The sequence below is a fragment of the Nonomuraea jabiensis genome (assembly GCF_014204795.1).
GTDB classification, from domain to species: domain Bacteria; phylum Actinomycetota; class Actinomycetes; order Streptosporangiales; family Streptosporangiaceae; genus Nonomuraea; species Nonomuraea jabiensis.
Genome location: NZ_JACHMB010000001.1, coordinates 3578748 through 3595284, shown reverse-complemented (window position 1 = coordinate 3595284; position 16537 = coordinate 3578748). Strand labels below are relative to the sequence as shown.

Below are 16537 nucleotides of genomic sequence, written 5' to 3'. Positions count from 1 at the left end.
TGGGCCCCACCCGAAAATGACAAGATTTCCCCCTATGGCAAACCCACTTCCGTACTTCGGGTGGGCGCCAAGGAGTGTTACAAGTATCTTCATGAAGCACCTGAGCATCAGTGGAGCACTTGTCTACACCCCCCGCATCCACAGCGATCCGCGGGGCGACTTCCTGGAAAGTTTCCGCGCCGCCGACCTGCGGGAGGCGCTGGGGCAATCAATGGACCTCGCGCAGGTGAACTGTTCGGTCTCCAAACGCGGCGTGCTGCGCGGCATCCACTTCGCCGACGTCCCCCCGGGCCAGGCCAAGTACGTCATGTGCGTCTCTGGCGAGGTGCTGGACGTCGTCGTGGACGTGCGCGTCGGCTCGCCCACCTTCGGCCAGTGGGAGGCGGTGCGGCTCAACGACGTGTCGCGCTGCGGGATCTACCTCTCCGAGGGCCTGGGGCACGCCTTCATGGCGATCAGCGAGTCGGCCACCGTCGTCTACCTCTGCTCCACCACCTACGACCCGGCCCGCGAGCACGGCGTCCACCCGCTGGACCCGGATCTCGGCATCGAATGGCCCCTCGACGGGGAGCCGATCATCTCCGCCAAGGACGCCGCCGCGCCCACGCTCAAGCAGGCCCAGGAAGCGGGGATACTCCCATCGTGGTGAGCGTCGTGATACCGGCCCACAACGAGGCCAAGGTGATCGGCCGCTTGCTGGACGGCCTCCTCCGGGAGGCCGCGCCCGGCGAGTTCGACGTCGTGGTGGTGGCCAACGGCTGCACCGACGGCACGGTCGCCGCGGCGCAGCCGTACGACGTCCGCGTCCTGTCGACGCCGGTCCCGTCCAAGCGCGAGGCGCTGCGGATGGGCGACGAGGCGGCACGCGGGTATCCCCGGCTGTACGTGGACGCCGACGTCGAGCTGAGCACCGCCTCCGTCCGCGCGCTGGCCGACGTGCTGGCCGCGCCGGACGGGCCGCTCGCCGCCGCGCCCGAACGGGAGCTGGCGCTGGCCGATCGCCCGTGGCCGATCCGGGCCTACTACGCGATCTGGACGCGGCTGCCGCACGTGCGCGCCGGGCTGTTCGGCCGGGGCGTCATCGCGGTGAACGACGAGGGCAACGCCCGGATCCGCGCCCTGCCGCCGGCGATGGCCGACGACCTGGCCGCGTCGCTGGCGTTCTCCCCGGACGAGCGCGTGATCGTGGCCGGCGCGCGTGCGGTGATCCAGACTCCGCGTACCGTCGCCGACCTGATGCGCCGCCGGGTACGCGCCACGACCAGCGTGAGCGAGCTGGAGCAGACCTCGGCCACGGCCGGGGAGCGCACCGGCCTGCGGGATCTGCTGGCCATCGTGGCCGGGGACCCGCGCCTGGTGGGCGCGGCGGTCGTGTTCGTCATGGTGGCGGTGCTGGCCAGGCGGAGAGCCGCCCGCGCGATCCGCGCGGGCGACTACACCACCTGGCTGCGTGACGAGAGCAGCCGGGACTAACCGACCGGCGTGTTCATGTCGGCGGTGATCTCGGCCGCGGTGAGTGCCTTGTTGTAGACGCGGACCTCGTCGATGAGTCCGCTGAAGTACTCACCCGAACCGCTGTTGCCGCCGATCCGCAACGGACTCGTCCCGGTACGCAGGTTGCCACCCGTCGGATTGGTGGCCACCTGCGTGCCGTTCACGAACATCCGCAACGTCGACCCGTCATAGGTCGCCGCCACATGACTCCAGGTGTTCAACGGCAGATTGCCCGCCGCCGGCGCATTCGCCCCCGACGAGGTGTAGATGAACGCCGCCGGACCGCTGCTCCCGCTACCCATGATCGCGTACGCCAGATCGGCGCCGAACTCCTTCATCAGCACCGTCCGCCACCCGCTGACGCTCGCGGGCCGCACCCACGCCTCCAGCGTCATCCCGCCCGTCAACCGCAACGACGCGGAATCGGCCACCGTCACCCAGCTCGACGTGCCGTTGAACGACAGCGCCTGGCCGTACTTGCCGGTCACGCTCCACGCGGTGTTCGCGGCCGTGCCGTTGTTGCCCTTGCCCGAGGCGTCAGCGACGGCCGTGCCGCCGCCCTCGTCCATCGCGTAGGCGGCCACCAGGCCGTCCGGCGCCTGCGAGCGCTGGTAGGTCGCGGTGTAGGTCGCCGCGGCGGCGGGCGCGGTGAGGTTGTGGCTGGCCGCCCCGCCGTCGGACCAGGAGGTGAACGTGTGGCTGAAGCCGTCGGCGCTCTGCGGCGAGGGTGCGGAGACCGAGTTGTGGGAGCCCACGATCACCGTCCGGGTGAACGGGGCGACGGTCTGCTCGCTGTTGAAGCCGAGCTGCAGCCCGGCGGGCGCGGTCTGGAAGGTCAGGTTCACCGTCTTCGGCTGGAGTGTCACGCTCTTGGTGTCGGTGAGGCCGTGCGCGTCGGTCACGGTCAGCCTGAGCTCCAGGTGAGCGGGGTATTCGTGGTCCGGGGCGGCGAAGGACCCGCTCGCGCCGGTGAACGTGGTGATCTCGTGCTCGTGGCAGGTGCCGGGGCAGTGATGCATGATCAGCTTCCAGGACATCCGCGCCCCCGGGATCGTGCCGTCCTGGGCGTCCGTGCCGGTGCCGGAGAACGCGATCGTGTCCCCGACCGCCCAGGTGAGGGCGGCCGACGGGGAGTTGATGGTCGCGGTCGGCGCCGTGTTGCTCACGTTGACCGTGACGGTGGCGTCCCCCAGGCCGCCGCGCCCGTCGTCGGCGCGCAGCTTCACCACGTACGAGCCCGGCTGGGTGTAGGTGAAGGACGGGGTCGCCGAGGTGGAGTCGTCGAAGTCGCCGTCGCCGTCCAGGTCCCACCGGAAGGTGAGCGGGTCGCCGTCGGCGTCCGCGGATCCGGCGGAGGTGAAGTTCACCGCGAGCGGCGCGGTGCCCGACGTGGCGCTCGCGCCGATGACCGCGGTCGGCGGGGCGTTGTTGTAGAGGTAGCGGATGATCTGCCCGTTGGCGAAGTCGACCGCGAAGAGGTCTCCGCCGGGGCCGGTCTGCAGCTCGACAGCGGGCATGCCCGAGTCGAACGTGGTGATGGTGGCCGGGTCGGGCAGGCCGTTCGCCCCCTTCGTCATGACCCAGACGCACGATCGGCTGTAGTCGGAGAAGAACATCGCGCCGTCGTAGGCGTCGGGGTAGGGGCCGCCGTTGTAGAAGGCCACGCCGCTGGAGGAGGAGCCGCCGGACGGGCACGGATCGCTCGGCGCGGGCCTGGAGCCGTGGTTCCAGGCGAAGTACGGCTGGGCGTGCGCCGCGGCGCCTTCCGCGTAGAGGTTCTCGCAGAGGGTCAGGTTGAGGTTGTCGTAGCCGCCCTGCCTGGCGGCGCCCTCGTAACAGGGCCAGCCGAAGTTCTTGACCGGGCCGGTGGGGTCGGCGATCCGGTTGATCTCCTCCCACGTGTTCCAGCCGACCTCACCGGCCCAGACCTCGCCGGTGCCCGGCCGGATGGTGAAGCGGAACGGGTTGCGCTGGCCGTAGGCGATGATCCTGGCCACGTTGGGGTCGCTGCTGCCGGCGTTCGGGTTGCCGGGCGCGGCCGCGCCGGTGTCCGGGTCGATCCTGATGACGGTGCCGTTGAGCGCCGCGGGGTCACCGCCGGTGCGCAGGTCCTGCGAGCGCAGCGCGCCGCCCTCGGCGGCCGGTGGGGTGAGCGCCGTGCCGACCGCCGACGGCGGGTCGCCGCACGGGTTGTCCGGGGTGACGTCGGAGCTGGTCAGGTTGTCCTGGCCGTAGTCGGCGAAGTTGAAGCTGGCACCGTCGCCGCCGCTGGCGTAGAGCATGCCGTCGGGGCCGAACTTGAGGTCGCCGACGGAGTGGCTGGGGTGCTGCTGGCACCAGTCGGTGATCAGCGGGGTCTCGGCGACCGAGCCGCCCGAGGGCGCCAGCGAGGATAAGCGCCCGGTGACGAGGCAGCCGTCACCGGTGGCGCCCGGCGGGGTCGGGCACGGGTCGGCGCTCACGCCCGCCGTCCCCCAGCGCGGCGCGGTGCCGCCGGGCACGGCGTCGTAGGCGTACAGGACGTAGATGCGCGGGTCGGCCGGGAAGTTCGGGTGCAGGGCCATGCCGAGCAGCCCGCGGTCCCAGAAGTTGTGCACCTGCGTGCGCAGGTCGGCGTAGATCGCCGGCGTGGTGTCGGCGATCGAGTCGAAGACCTTGATCAGGCCGCTCTTCTCGGCGACGAACACCCGGCCGTCCGAGGCGAACTCGATGTTGGTCGGGTTGGTCAGTCCGCTGAAGACGACCTGTCTCTGGAAGCTGCCCGGCAGCGCCTGCGCCGCGGACGGCGCGATGAGCGTCAGGCCGGTGGTGAGCAGCAGGACGGAAAGGAGCGCATGGCGAAGCCGCCTCAACACGAGAACCCCCCTTGAGCCGAAACTCCCCCGAGCCCTGAACTCGATCTATCGCACCAAATCAGGCAGAAGTCACGAGGTCTGTCCACAAGTGGACAGCCACGCATAAAGCAACCACCCCAGCTCGTACGGCCGGCACTCCCGATCGACGGCGACCGGCGGATAGATCCGGTCCAGCACGCCGAGGCGCATCCCCTGATGCACTCCCGTCGCCACCGCCCGCACCCCGCGCACCAGCTTGCGGGGATCCGCCCTGGCCTCCTTGCGCCACGTCAGCGCGAGCTCTTCGAGCACGAAGGCGGGCCGCTCGATCATCCAGTCGAGCCCCTTGGAGATCTCCGCCACGTAGGCGGTGCCCCCGGCGTCGGCCAGGTCGAGCAGCGCCATCGGCCCCATCGACAGCTGGTGAACGCTGTAGACCGGATAGCCCTCGATCACCGACCCGGTACGGGCGTCGTAGTGCCACCACCACTCCCCCTGCGGGCCCTGCGCGCGGCAGATGCCCTCCGCCACCTGCTCGGCCGCGCGCAGCGCCGCGGCGTCGCCGGTGGCGGCGTGCAGCCTGGCCAGCGCCTGCAGCGGGTAGACCTGGTCGGCGAAGCAGCCCACGTGGGCGCGGTAGCGGGGGACCAGCGGCCCCTTCCCGAGCGCGTGCGGGTAGAGCCGGTTGCCCGCCAGCCCGGCCAGCAGCCGCTCGCGGGCGCGCTCGGCCCGGCCGTCGGTCACGCCGGCCGCGACCAGGGCGGCCAGCACCCACGCCGCCTCGACGGTGTAGATCTGGGCGCCGGTGTCCAGCTCCGCGAGCCGGCTCAGCGCCAGGTCCAGATCGGCGTGCCCGGCCTCGGCGGCGGCCCAGCAGATCAGCGCGGCGTCGCCGGCCCCCGTCACCTCCGGCAGCCGTTTGACCAGGTTGCCCACCAGGTCGAGGAGGCTGTCACCGGCCAGGGCCGCCCGCTGCCGCTGCTCCGTCAGGGCCCCCACGCCGAGCGCGACGATCGCCGAGTAACGGATGCTGCGCCCCTCCGGCACCGCCGTCCACGTCCCGTCGGCGTTCTGGCGGCCACGGCGGGTGAACACGAACTCGCCACCGGCATAGCCCGGCGGCAGCCCGCGCACGGACAGGTCCACCATGCCCGTCACGAAGTCCTGATGTCCGGAGCTCAGCAGAGCGATCCGGTGATCCGTCACGTCGTCTCCTCGATCCTGCGTTTGACACCGGCCCGCTCCCGGAGCACCAGGAGCAGGAATCTGCCGTTGGTCCGCACGTAGCGCGGACCGAGCCGCAGCGGCTCCTGCAGCATGCGGTAGAGCCATTCCAGGCCCAGGCGCTGCCAGCGCAGCGGCGCCCTGCGGGTGTGCCCGGCCAGCACGTCGAACGAGCCGCCCACGCCGTGGATGATCCGCGCCCGGGTGCTCGCGCCCCACTCTCGGATGAAGATCTCCTTCTTCGGCGAGGTGATGCCGAGGAACAGCAGGTCGGCCTGGGATTCGGCGATCTCGGCGGCGACCTCGGCCGAGTCCTCCACCGGGAAATAGCCGTTGCGCGAGCCGGCGATGCCCAGCCCCGGATAGCGCAGCCGTACCTCTGCCAGCACCCGGGCCAGCACCTCGTCGGTCGCGCCGAGGAAATACGCGCGGTAGCCGCGCCGGTCCCCCTCGGCCATCAGCTCGGTGAACAGGTCGATGCCCGCCACCCGCTCGGGAAGCCGGTGACCGAGCATCCGCGCCGCCCAGACCACCGCCTGCCCGTCGGCGAGCACGAGGTCGCTGTCGGCCACGGACTGCCGTAACGCGGGGTCCGTACGCATGTTGACCACCTTGGCGGCGTTCACCACGCCGATGGTGAGCCTCCTGTTCTCGGAGACCGCCGCCACGCACCGCGCGATCACCTGGCTCATGGTGAGGGCGTCCAGTGTGGTGCCGAGTATCGTCTTCCTGGAGGCCTGCTCCGGCAACCTCGTCATCCATCCCCCTGGGTGTCCATGACATATCGGTTCCGGCTCAGGAAACGTGACATCACGGGAGGACCAGCTCGGTGAGCGTCGCGCGATGGTCCGTACGGGGCACCCGCAGCGTCTGAAAGCTCCGGATCGCGATCCGGCGGTCGGCCAGCACGTGATCGATGGCCACCTTCGGGAACAAGCGCGGCTGCTCGTAGTAGGGCCAGGTCATGGACAGCCCCTTTCCGGTGACGTCGGCGGCGTCCCGGTAGCCGGTGGCGATCAGGTCGCGCAGCACCGCGTGGTCCAGGGTGGAGTTGAAGTCTCCGGCCAGCACCCGCGGGCGCCCGCCGGCGGGTGGCAGCGCCCGGATGCTCGACGCCCAGCACGCCGTACGCCAGCCCTCGGAGGGCGCGCACGCGTGGACCGCGACGAGGTCCACCTCGCGCCCGCCCGGCAGGGTGACGACGGCGGGAAGGTGGCGCGGGCTCTCCTCGAAGGCGGGGGCCGCGATCGGCGCGCCCAGCCGCAGCGGGTAGCGCGAGTAGATCGCCGCGCCCTGGGAGTCCTCCCCCGGCAGGACGATCTGGTACGGCAGCAGCCGCCCCAGCCCGAGCTCCTCCACCCGTTCCCGCATCAGGCCGGTGAACTCCAGCAGGTGCAGCACGTCCGGCCGCTCGCGCTCGACCGCGGCGACCAGATCGGGCGGCAGCACGGAAGAGTGCAGCAGGTTGACGGCCATCACCCGCAGCACCGGGCCGCCGGCGGGCGGGTTGCCCTCCGGGATCGCCCGCGGCAGCACGATGACCGCGAAGGCGGCCGCCACGACGAGCGCGGCCGCCAGCAGCGCCCCGGAGCGCACGAAGACCGCGAACCCCAGCGGGACCAGGGCGAGCACCGCCGCGTACGGGGTGAACGACACGAGCTGGGACCAGACGAACTTCGGCTCCCACCCGCACAGGCGCAGGCCCGCCCACCCGGCCAGGCCCGCCACCATGAGCCACAGCACCGAGTCCCTCAGGCGAGGCTGCACCGACGCCCACGCATCAGCACCGGCCAGGCCGCGTGCAGCGCCGCGCGCCAGTGCCGGATCGGCTCCCCCCTCGTGTGCGCGAGCACGCTGTAGGCCGGCCGCTTGGCCGGGCGGGGGAAGGCCTCGCTGGTCACGGGGCGCACGCGGTCCGGGTCGGCGCCGAGCAGGCCGAAGATCTCCTTGGCGAACCCGCACCAGGTCGTCTCGCCCTCGCTGGTGCCGTGGTAGACGCCCGGCGACAGGTCCGACCGGGCCAGCCGGACGAGATAGTCCGCCAGGTCGGCCGCCCAGGTCGGCTGGCCGTGCTGGTCGTCGACCACGTCGACCGTGGGCCGTTCGTCCGCCAGCCGGATCATGGTCCGCACGAAGTTCGCGCCGCCCGTGCCGTAGAGCCAGGCGCTGCGCACCACGTAGTGCCCGTGCTCCAGCGCCGCGTACTCGCCGGCGAGCTTGGTCCGCCCGTACGCGTTGATCGGCCCCGTCGGCGCGTCCTCCGCGTACGGCACCACGCCGTCCCCGCCGAAGACGTAGTCGGTGGAGACGTGCACCAGCCGCGCCCCCGCCAGGTCGCAGGCCTCGGCCAGCCAGCGCACGGCATGCCCGTTGACCGCCAGCGCCTCCGCCTCGCCGGATTCGGCGTCGTCCACGGCGGTCCAGCCGGCGCAGTTGATCACGACTCTCGGCCGGTAGGCGGACACGAAGTCGCGTACCGCGCGCCTGTCGCGCAGGTCCAGCTCGGCCCGCCCGAGCGCGAGCACCGGGTCCCCGGTCAATGCCGCCCTGTCCAGGACGTCGGCGGCGAGCATGCCGCCGGCGCCCGTGATGAGCCACCTCATGCCGCCTCCCGGCACAACCGATCGATCACGAGGTCCACCAGTCCCGGTGCTCGGCGTACCAGCGGACGGTGTCCTTCAGCCCCTGCTCGAACGGGATCTCCGGCCGGTAGCCGAGCGCCCGCAGCTTCGCGTCGTCCATCGAGTACCTGCGGTCGTGGCCCTTGCGGTCCTCGACGTACTCGACCGCGTCCCAGCCCCTGCCGCAGGCCTGGAGCAGGCGGCCGGTCAGCTCCTTGTTGGTCAGCTCGGCCGTGCCCGCGATGTTGTAGACCTCGCCCGGCTCGCCCTTCTCGGCGACCAGCCGGATGCCGGCGCAGTGGTCCGCGACGTGGATCCAGTCGCGGACGTTGCCGCCGTCGCCGTAGAGGGGGACCTTCCGGCCGCGCATCAGGTTCGTCAGGAACAGCGGGATGAGCTTCTCGGGGTACTGTCTCGGCCCGTAGTTGTTGCCGCACCTGGTGATGGAGACGTTCAGGCCGTAGGTGATCGCGTAGGCCCGGGCGATCAGGTCGCCGGCGGCCTTCGACGCCGCGTACGGCGAGCGCGGGCGCAGCGGCGCGTCCTCGTCCCAAGAGCCGATGTCGATCGACCCGTACACCTCGTCGGTCGACACCTGGACCACCTTCGGCACCCCGGCCTCCAGGCACGCCTGGAGGAGGGTCTGGGTGCCCAGCGCGTTGGTGCGCATGAACTCGGCCGCGCCCTCGATCGACCGGTCCACGTGCGACTCGGCCGCGAAGTTCACCACGAGGTCGTGGCCGGGGACGACGCTCCTGAGCAGGTCGGCGTCGCAGATGTCCCCGTGTACGAACTCGTGCCGCACTCCTTCGAGGTTGGCCCGGTTGCCGGCATACGTGAGCTTGTCCAGCACCGTGACGTACACATCATGCAGATTGCGGACGAAGTGGGAGCCGATGAAGCCCGCACCGCCCGTCACCAGGATCCGGGTCATGAACTGATCTGTACCTTGCTGTGATCGCCCAGCACGAGACGGTGTGCTCTGGGCGTGTTGGGCGCCGGGGTGACCTCGACGTCGTGGCCGATCAGCGACGACTCGATGCGGCCGACCCCGGCGATGGAGGCTCTGGGCAGCACGATCGAATACTCGATCTCGCTGCCGGTGACGGCGCAGTCGGCGCCGATGGAGGTGAAGGGGCCGACGTAGCTCTCACGGATCCGCGCGCCGTGGCCGATGATCACCGGGCCGACGATCCTGGACCGCTCGACCACGGCCCCCTCCGCGACGACCACCCGGCCCACCAGCTCGCTGGCGTCGTCCACGTGCCCGCGTACGCTGGGCTCGACCGACTCCAGGACCAGCCGGTTGACCTCCAGCATGTCGGTGACGTTGCCGGTGTCCTTCCAGTAGCCGGAGATCACCGAGGACTCGACGCGCAGCCCCGCCTCGATCAGCCACTGGATCGCGTCGGTGATCTCCAGCTCGCCCCGCCCCGACGGCTTGAGCTCGGCCACCGCCTCGTGGACGGCCGGGCTGAACAGGTAGACGCCGACCAGCGCCAGGTCGCTCTTGGGCTGGGCGGGCTTCTCCTCCAGGCCGACCACCCGGCCGGAGGCGTCCAGCTCGGCCACCCCGAACTGGCGCGGGTCGCCGACCCTGGTGAGCATGATCTGGGCGGCGGGCCGCTCGCGGGCGAACCTGTCCACCAGGTCGTTGATGCCGCCCACGACGAAGTTGTCGCCCAGGTACATGACGAAGTCCTCGTCGCCCAGGAACTCCCTGGCGATCAGCACGCCGTGCGCGAGCCCGAGCGGGGCCTCCTGCCGCAGGTAGGTGACCTGCAGCCCGAAGGCCGAGCCGTCCCCCACGGCGGACTCGATCTCCGCGTGGGTGTCGCCGACCACCAGGCCGAGCTCCCTGATCCCCGCCGCCGCGATCGCCTCCAGGCCGTAGAACAGGACCGGCTTGTTCGCGACCGGCACCAGCTGCTTGGCGGAGGTGTGCGTGATGGGCCGGAGCCGTGTGCCCGACCCCCCGGCGAGCACGAGTGCTTTCACCGCTAGTAAGCCCCTTCTCCACGGGTGACGACGGACCAGGTCTTCCAGAGGATCTGCAGGTCGAGGATGAGCGACCAGTTCTCCACGTAGCGCAGGTCGAGGCGTACGGACTCCTCCCAGCTCAGGTCGGAGCGGCCGCTGACCTGCCAGAGCCCGGTCATGCCCGGCTTGACCACGAGGCGGCGGCGGACGTCGGCGCCGTACTGGCCGACCTCCTCCGGCAGCGGCGGGCGGGGGCCGACCAGGGACATCTCTCCTCGGAGCACGTTCAGCAGCTGGGGCAGCTCGTCGAGCGAGTATTTCCGCAGGAAAGCGCCTACCCGAGTGATTCTTGGATCGTTCCTAATCTTGAAGAGCACCCCGTCGAACTCGTTCTCGTCCAGAAGTGCGCCCTTGAGCCGCTCCGCATCAACCACCATCGTACGAAATTTCACGACATGGAACTCTTTGCCGCCTTTGCCGACCCTGATCTGGTGGAACAGCGCGGGCCCCTGGCTGGTGAGGCGGATCACCAGCGCGATGGCCAGCAGCGGCAGCGCCAGGAGCAGCAGGGCCGTCGCCGCGACCAGGCGGTCGAAGACGGTCTTCGCGACCTGCTTGGTGCCGTCGAACTCGGGGTGCTCCAGGTGCAGGAGCGGCATCCCCGCGACGGGCCTGATGCTGATGCGCGGCCCGGCCACGTCCATGAGCGCGGGGGCCACGAAGAGGTCGGTGCGCGCGGTCTCCAGGCTCCAGGCCAGCCGGCGCAGCGCGGCGCCGTCCAGCTCCGGGCAGGCCAGCACCGCCACGGCGTCGGCCTGCACGCGCTCGACCACCGCGGCCACGTCGCCGAAGGAGCCGAGCACGGGGATGCCGTCGAGATCGATGTCCATCGCACTGTCCATCGCGCTGTCCATCGCGCCCTGGGGAAGGCAGGCTCCCACCACCTGCATCCCGTGGTGCGGCTGCCGCCTGAACTGCATCACCAGGTCGAGGATCGACTCCCGGTGCCCGACCGCGATCACCTGGCGCATGTAGTCGCCCACCGCTCTCCTTCGGTGGAGACGCTTGCGCATCCGGTAGCGGAAGAACAGCGTGGACAGCAGCGCCAGCGGCAGCATCGCCATCACGAAACTGCGCGCGACCGCGGTCTGCGTGGCGTAGGCCAGGATGGCGACGGTCGCCATCAGGCTGACACCGCCGTTGAAGACGGCCTTGAACTCGTCCGTTCCCTCGCCGTTGGCGCGCTGCCGGTACGCGCCGCCCATCATGAGCGCGACGGGCCAGGCGACGATCAGGCCGAGTCCGAGCATGAACTCGGCCCACGGTATGAACACCCCGGCGATGAGCCGGATGCCCAGCACGCAGACGCATGCCAGCAGTGCGCAGGTCGTGTCCCCGCCTAACAGGAGCCGTAGGTACGCGCGCGTCCAGATGCTCGACGCGCGGCGCGGCACGGCCCCGAGGAGCACGACAGCGGACTCCCCAGTCCCCACCCTCATAGCACCACCCTGAGAACTCTTGTGCACCGCGATAACAGGACGTTCCTTGAACCACATGGGTTGACATGTCCCACGCACAATCAAGGGCGGCGGCCCCCACTAAAGAGTAAAGATCGATTCCGGTACGGGGAATAACGTCCAATGTCCACAATCGGACGAGGGCTCAGCAACAGAAGGGCTTGACGGAACGATCCAAAAGTGCAGCGGTCTGGCACGCAAAATGTGCGGTTTACGGTTGCATTTCGGCAGGTTGCGGCAGAATCAAGCCGCTAGTCGTACTCCAGATCCGGCAATGCGGACGGCGGGTCAGGACTGCGCCAGACGACCACAACCCCGTCATGCGCGGAGTCGGCGGCCAGGGCCAGCCGATCGAGGTCGAAGTCCGGCAGATAGCGCAGCCGCGCCAGGAAGGTGGCGTCCGTGGCCGAACGCGGCACGACGCAGCCCTCGCCGTCGCGGTCGAGCAGGATGTAGAGGACGTCCTCCCCGGCTTCGGTGACGACACGGACCTCCACCACGTCCTCCCAGGCGAGAGCCTCGACGCTACCGTCCGAGTAGTGACGGGTGACGCCCTCTTCCGTGACATACACGTAGGAGTCCGGCATCGGGTTGCCGTGCATGGGCGCGATTCTTGCGAGTTCAGGGGCTGTCCCGCAAGGGTTCGCACACAATGGTGCGGTTGACCCCCTCAGTGGCCGCCCCAGGAGTGGCTGAGATGCGCGGCCACCGCCGCCCTGGCCGCGTCCTGCGGGCCGTCTGCGATGGCGTCGAGCAGCTCGCGATGCTCGCGCACCAGGACCTCCCGGTCCGTGTAGACCTCCCGGAGCCGCACCAGCCCGAGCCGGGTCTCCGCCGCCAGGACTCCGTAGAGCCGTTCGAGCCGGGGGCTCCCCACCGCGTCGATCAACGCCTGGTGCATCGCCATGTGCTCGGCCACGCTCTCCGACCAGGGCGCGTCGGCGGGCAGGGCCGCCATCCGGTGCAGGGCGGCCTCCGCTCCGGGGACCCGCCGCCCGACCACGGCCTGCGCCATGAGGTCTTCGAGCGGCCGGCGTACGTACATGAGATCGTCGAGGTCCGAAAGCGTCACCTCGGGGACATAAGCGCTGCGGTTGCGCTCGCGTCTCAGCAGCCCCTCGTGGACGAGGCTCGCCAGCGCCTCCCGCACGGTCGGCCGGGCGACCCCGTACGAGGCGGCGATCTCCTGCTCGGGCAGCGGGGTGCCGGGCGGGATCTCGCCGGAGAGCACCCTGCTGCGCAGGGCGTCGGCGAGCGCGCCGACCGTGGAGACGGGTCTGAGCGGCAATGTCACGGCTGCGACTCTAGCTCCCTTTCCGGTACGAGCTCTTGGTCGCGGGCCTTCTCCGGGATCGCCACGGCTGCCAGGCTCAGCGCGAGGAGCACCAGGCCCCCGATCGAGATCGGGGCCAGCCGCTCGCCGAGCACCAGCAGGCCGAGCAGGGCCGCGACGGCCGGCTCCGCCAGGGCCAGCGTGGCGGCCGTGGCCACCGGCGTGGTCCGCAGGCCCCTGCCGTACAGGAAGTAGGACAGGGCCGTGGTGCCGAGGCCCAGGTAGACGACGGCGAGCAGCCCGCGCGGCTCGACTGTCCAGGCGAGCCCGTTCGCCAGCAGGACGGGCAGCATGATCAGCGCCGCGCCGCCGAACATGACCCCCATGACGGCGTTGGACTCGGCCCCGCGGCCGATCGCCCGCGCGGCCATGACCGCGTAGAAGGCGTAGAGCAGGCCGCCGAGCAGCGCGAACAGCACCCCCGAGACCGTCTGCCCGCCGGCCTCGGCCCCGCCTCCCACGATGAGCGCGACGCACCCGCAGATGGCCGCCGCGGTCGCCGCGGCCCACCGCCCGCTCGGCCGCCGGCCGTGAAGGAGCCAGGACAGCAGCCCCGTGAAGACGGGGCCGCTCCCGATCGCCACCACCGTGCCGATGGCGACCCCCGTGCGGCCGACGGCGGCGAAGAAGCAGAGCTGGTACGCGGCCACCGCGACGGCGGCCAGCAGCAGGCTCGGCCTGATCGCCTTCCTGACGCCGGCCCCGGCCACGAGCGCGAGCGCCGTCCCCCCGATGACCAGCCGCGCGGCGGCCAGCGCCACGGAGTCGGCGGAGACGAGCAGTCCTGCCGTCCCGGCCGTGCCCCAGAGCACAGAGGCGGCGACAACGGCGAGCGGTCCGTTTCTCATGCCCACCATTGTCTGACAGTTAGACAATTTCGTCCAATTGCTGGTCGATCAGCCGCCCCGCCGGGGCCACCACCTCCCCCGCGTAGTCGTCCAGCACGGCCAGGGCGTCGTGGAGGTCCGGCACGCTCTTGCGCGGGAGCTCGAACAGCGTCTCGTCCTCCGCGGTGATCGACCCCTCGATGTGGAAGGCGCCGGCGGAGACGGTGATGGAGACCTCGAAACGGACCTCGCGGCCGTCGGGCAGCGTGAGGCCGGTGCCGACGCGGGCGCCGGCGGGCGGGAGGAAATAGGAGAAGGGCTCGCTTCTGGCGAACGGGTGACGTAATTCCGCGAGCATCCCTGACGCCCGGCTCAGGGCTTCCAGGAGACCGGCCGCGGCCAGACTCTCGCTGTCCACCAAGAAAGCGTAGATCAGCGGGGCAGTAAGTGGCTATTCGTTCCGCTGTCGCCCGTGCACTGAGAGCGGTGAGGGTGGGCCGGCCGGTCGAGCATGCATGCGGACAATAGCGCGTGGCCACCCGCTCGGCGTCACTCGCCGGTCTGGAGCGGGGGGTCGGTCGCCAGGCGGGTGTGGCGTTCGACGTCGTGGCGGACGCCCTCGTGACCGAGCTTGCCGCGCTCGATGCCCTCCGGCCGGAACCCGGCCTTCGTGGCGACCCGGCACGACGCCGGGTTGTTGACGCGGTGCTCCAGCTCCAGCCGGTGGAGCCCCAGCTCGCCGAAAGCCCACCGGGCCAGCTCCCCGGTGGCCGCCGCGGCGATGCCCCGCCCTCTGGCCTCGGGCACGACCCAGTAGGACACCCAGCCGTTGCCGGGCTCGTCGAGGCGGGACACCGCGACGTTGCCGACCACCTGCTCGCCCTCGGGGCCCTCGATCGTGACGGCGAACGCGTGGCCCACCCCCTGCCAGGCGGTGATCCACCCGGAGGCGTCCTTGAGGGTGACGACGGGCCAGGACGCCTGCGTCCGGAGGTCCGGCGCCCGGAAGGCCCTCAGCACGACCGGCGCGTCGTCCGCGCGCCACTCCCGCAACCGAACGTGCACAGCGCCCACGGTGCCCGACATTACCCGTAATGCACCTATAACGCGCCCTGCCCGATTTGATGCGCGGCCTCGAACTCGGCCACCATCGCCTTCGGCGCGGTCAGGCACCAGGCCTCGGCCACCAGCTCGAACAGCTCCTCAGAGTCGATCTTGTCGAGGTGGACCACCACCCAGCCGAACCGCCCGGCCGTGAACTGCACCTCGAACACCTCGGGCCGCTCGGCCACCAGCGCGATCTGCTCCTCGATCGTGGCCTTGAGCCCGACGGTCTCGGTCGCCTCCCACAGGTAGCCGAAGCCCTTGTCGCGGACCTTGAGGCCGATCCACTCGCCGCCGTGGCTCATGCGGACCCCAGGCAGCTCGTCCAGCATCTGGAGGAACTCATCGACGCTCACACCCATGCCCGCCTGTGTACCAAACCCGACCGACAGTTCCAATCGCGGCTCCGGAGCCGACTAACGTGAGACCGGTGGCCGACACCCGTACCAGACTGCTCGAAGCCGCGCTGGAGACGCTCAAGGAGCACGGCATCGCCGGCGTCTCCGCCCGTACGATCGCCGCGACGGCGGGCGTCAACCAGGCCCTCGTCTTCTACCACTTCGGCAGCGTCGACCAGCTCCTCGCGGCCGCCGTCGAGCACGGCTCCCAGCAGCGCATCGCCCTCTACCGCGCCCGCTTCGCCGCCGTCACCACCCTCCGCGAGCTCCTCGACCTCGGCCGCGCGCTGCACGCGGAGGAACGGGCGGAAGGCACCGTCGCCGCCCTCGCGCAGGTCCTCGCGGGCGGCCAGACCGACCCCAAGCTCGCACCGGCCACCACCACCGGCCTCAACCTGTGGATCGAGGAGGTCGAGCAGGCGCTCGGGAGGGTGCTGGCCAGGTCGCCGCTGGCCGAGTTCGTGGACGTGACGGGCCTGGCCAAGGCCACGGCGGCGGCGTTCGTGGGCCTGGAGCTCTACGAAGGCGTGGACCCGGACGGCGCGAACCAGGCGTTCGACGCCCTGGAGAGCCTGGCGGGCCTGGTGACGGCCCTGGAGGACATGGGCCCCGTCGTACGCCGCGCCGCCCGGGCCAAGCTCCGCCGTCATTCGTAGTAGCGCACTTCCAGCACGTTGCCGTCGGGGTCGGGGAAGAACATCGTCTCGGGGGCGATGCCCTGGGCGCCGAAGGAGTTGACGCCGGAGCCCGTGATCTCGACCCCGTGCCGCTTCAGCCTGACCTGCAGCTCGTCGAAATCCTCCTTTCCGACGGCCAGGCAGAAGTGGTTGATCGGATGCCCGGCGCTGCCCTTGACCCCGGTGCCCTCATCCACTCCCATGGAGGCGTCGTACGCCATCAGGTCGAGGATGGTCTCGGCGGAGACCCGTACACTCGGAAACGCCGCCTTTCCCTCGCGAAACGCCTCGGCCCGCACCCCGGGCAGGCCGATAACCTGCTCGTAGAAATGCAGGGAATCGAGCTGGTCGGAGACCCAGCAGACGAGATGGTCCAGCCGCACGTCCATGCATACCTCCGTTTTCTGCCGCCCGAATCCCCCTGTCCACCTGCGGGTTCATGGTTGGACGGTGATTCGGCGGCCGGCATCGGCCTGCGCCGTACTCATTTCATAATGAAAGATCCGGATGACAGCGAAGTAAACACGG

18 protein-coding genes are annotated in these 16537 nt (G+C 70.8%); 3 read left to right on the top strand and 15 right to left on the bottom strand.

All coding sequences use genetic code 11. The features are described from left to right. The first annotated feature begins 91 nt into the window (after positions 1–91). Both rfbC and HD596_RS16215 read left to right on the top strand, forming a co-directional pair. A complete protein-coding gene (gene rfbC / locus HD596_RS16220) occupies positions 92–649 on the top strand; it encodes a dTDP-4-dehydrorhamnose 3,5-epimerase (RefSeq protein WP_185070043.1) in 558 nt (185 codons plus the stop codon). Beyond that, positions 643–1473, top strand: a complete 831-nt coding sequence (locus HD596_RS16215) for a glycosyltransferase family 2 protein (RefSeq protein WP_185070042.1) — start codon at positions 643–645, stop codon at positions 1471–1473. Before rfbC ends, HD596_RS16215 begins: the two co-directional genes overlap by 7 nt. Here HD596_RS16215 and HD596_RS16210 read toward each other — a convergent pair. From HD596_RS16210 to HD596_RS16145, 14 genes are all read right to left on the bottom strand, one after another. Beyond that, a complete protein-coding gene (locus tag HD596_RS16210) occupies positions 1470–4349 on the bottom strand; it encodes a LamG-like jellyroll fold domain-containing protein (RefSeq protein ID WP_221519351.1) in 2880 nt (959 codons plus the stop codon). The two genes, HD596_RS16215 and HD596_RS16210, sit on opposite strands and share 4 nt — an antisense overlap. 69 nt (positions 4350–4418) lie before the next feature. Beyond that, complete coding sequence (locus HD596_RS16205; protein ID WP_185070041.1) at positions 4419–5534, bottom strand: hypothetical protein; 1116 nt, start codon at positions 5532–5534, stop codon at positions 4419–4421. Beyond that, positions 5531–6310, bottom strand: a complete 780-nt coding sequence (locus tag HD596_RS16200) for a WecB/TagA/CpsF family glycosyltransferase (RefSeq protein ID WP_185070040.1) — start codon at positions 6308–6310, stop codon at positions 5531–5533. Before HD596_RS16200 ends, HD596_RS16205 begins: the two co-directional genes overlap by 4 nt. A 52-nt stretch (positions 6311–6362) precedes the next feature. Next, positions 6363–7319: an endonuclease/exonuclease/phosphatase family protein gene (locus HD596_RS16195; protein WP_185070039.1), complete on the bottom strand. Its 957-nt coding sequence runs from the start codon at positions 7317–7319 to the stop codon at positions 6363–6365. Further along, positions 7304–8155 carry a dTDP-4-dehydrorhamnose reductase gene (gene rfbD / locus HD596_RS16190; protein ID WP_185070038.1) on the bottom strand — a complete coding sequence of 284 codons (852 nt, stop codon included), beginning with the start codon at positions 8153–8155 and terminating at the stop codon, positions 7304–7306. Before rfbD ends, HD596_RS16195 begins: the two co-directional genes overlap by 16 nt. Before the next feature lie 25 nt (positions 8156–8180). Beyond that, positions 8181–9107: a dTDP-glucose 4,6-dehydratase gene (gene rfbB, locus HD596_RS16185; RefSeq protein ID WP_185070037.1), complete on the bottom strand. Its 927-nt coding sequence runs from the start codon at positions 9105–9107 to the stop codon at positions 8181–8183. Beyond that, entirely contained in the window at positions 9104–10171 is a 1068-nt protein-coding gene (locus HD596_RS16180) for a glucose-1-phosphate thymidylyltransferase (protein ID WP_185070036.1), read from the bottom strand. The genes rfbB and HD596_RS16180 overlap by 4 nt, the downstream gene beginning before the upstream one ends. 2 nt (positions 10172–10173) lie before the next feature. Continuing rightward, entirely contained in the window at positions 10174–11652 is a 1479-nt protein-coding gene (locus HD596_RS16175; RefSeq protein ID WP_185070035.1) for a sugar transferase, read from the bottom strand. 269 nt (positions 11653–11921) lie between these two features. After that, positions 11922–12272, bottom strand: a complete 351-nt coding sequence (locus HD596_RS16170; protein ID WP_185070034.1) for a hypothetical protein — start codon at positions 12270–12272, stop codon at positions 11922–11924. Positions 12273–12340: 68 nt separating this feature from the next. Further along, positions 12341–12964 carry a GntR family transcriptional regulator gene (locus HD596_RS16165; protein WP_185070033.1) on the bottom strand — a complete coding sequence of 208 codons (624 nt, stop codon included), beginning with the start codon at positions 12962–12964 and terminating at the stop codon, positions 12341–12343. Beyond that, on the bottom strand, positions 12961–13851 hold the full coding sequence (locus HD596_RS16160) for a DMT family transporter (RefSeq protein ID WP_185070032.1): 891 nt from the start codon (positions 13849–13851) through the stop codon (positions 12961–12963). Before HD596_RS16160 ends, HD596_RS16165 begins: the two co-directional genes overlap by 4 nt. A 19-nt stretch (positions 13852–13870) precedes the next feature. Continuing rightward, a complete protein-coding gene (locus HD596_RS16155) occupies positions 13871–14248 on the bottom strand; it encodes a hypothetical protein (RefSeq protein ID WP_185070031.1) in 378 nt (125 codons plus the stop codon). Positions 14249–14379: 131 nt separating this feature from the next. After that, on the bottom strand, positions 14380–14895 hold the full coding sequence (locus tag HD596_RS16150) for a GNAT family N-acetyltransferase (RefSeq protein ID WP_313044235.1): 516 nt from the start codon (positions 14893–14895) through the stop codon (positions 14380–14382). Between the two features lie 35 nt (positions 14896–14930). Beyond that, on the bottom strand, positions 14931–15296 hold the full coding sequence (locus HD596_RS16145) for an MmcQ/YjbR family DNA-binding protein (RefSeq protein ID WP_185070029.1): 366 nt from the start codon (positions 15294–15296) through the stop codon (positions 14931–14933). Between the two features lie 68 nt (positions 15297–15364). Between HD596_RS16145 and HD596_RS16140 the strand changes: the two genes are divergently transcribed. After that, positions 15365–15988: a TetR/AcrR family transcriptional regulator gene (locus HD596_RS16140; protein ID WP_313044233.1), complete on the top strand. Its 624-nt coding sequence runs from the start codon at positions 15365–15367 to the stop codon at positions 15986–15988. Here HD596_RS16140 and HD596_RS16135 read toward each other — a convergent pair. After that, complete coding sequence (locus HD596_RS16135) at positions 15979–16398, bottom strand: VOC family protein (protein WP_185070027.1); 420 nt, start codon at positions 16396–16398, stop codon at positions 15979–15981. The genes HD596_RS16140 and HD596_RS16135 overlap by 10 nt on opposite strands. Positions 16399–16537 lie beyond the last annotated feature (139 nt).